We start from the raw sequence: 830 nt of genomic DNA on the forward strand, positions 1-830 counted from the left end.
GATCAAGTTGGAAACCGTGCTGCTGGAGATCGAGGGGCCGGTGGCGACGATCTCGCTGAACCGGCCGGAGAAGAAGAACGCGATGAATCCGCAGATGCATGCGGACATGAACACGGCCCTGGACGAGATCGAGGCCGCGGACGGTGTGAAGGTGGTGGTGGTCACCGGCAACGGTGACAGCTTCAGCGCCGGGATGGACCTGGAGGAGTGCTTCCTGCGGCCCTACGAGGACCCGCAGTTGTTCTACCGGACGAATCTGGTGGCACTGCGGTGGTTCAAGCGGTTGAAGGCCTTCCCCGCCGTGACGGTGGCGAAGGTGAACGGGTTCGCGTTCGGCGGCGGGGTGCTGGTGACGGGGATCTGCGACCTGGCGGTCGCGTCCGAGGACGTGCTGTTCGGGTTGTCCGAGATCAACTTCGGGATCTTCCCGGCGGGCGGGGCGTCGTGGGCGGCGGCGAACAACCTGCCCCGCAAGCAGGCGCTCTACTACATCCTGACCGGGGACACCTTCACCGGTGCGCAGGCCCGTGAGTTCGGGCTGGTCAACCGGGCCGTGCCGGCCGCGGAGCTGGACGCGGAGACCGACCGGATCGTGGCGAAGCTGGTGAAGAAGAACCCGGTGACGCTGGAGCTGGCGAAGCAGGTCTACGAGCACAACCGGGCCACCGACCTGCCCACCGCCATCGACTACGACCAGGCGAAGCTGTGGGAGCTGTCGCGTCTGACCGGCAACGAGTGGATCAACGTGGCGCTGAAGCAGTTCGAGAAGCGCAGCTTCCAGCCGGGCCTGAGCACCTACCGTCGCGGGGACGCGGCGTCATGATCTTCAC

1 protein-coding gene is annotated in these 830 nt (G+C 66.1%); it reads left to right on the forward strand.

Translation table 11 applies throughout. The features are described 5' to 3' along the window. On the forward strand, positions 1-823 hold an 823-nt coding region (locus tag IE329_RS39990; RefSeq protein WP_190215985.1), incomplete at its 5' end, for a p-hydroxycinnamoyl CoA hydratase/lyase. Positions 824-830: the final 7 nt, after the last annotated feature.

Origin of the sequence: Kitasatospora indigofera (genome assembly GCF_014655955.1) — a bacterium.
Lineage (GTDB): Bacteria > Actinomycetota > Actinomycetes > Streptomycetales > Streptomycetaceae > Kitasatospora > Kitasatospora indigofera.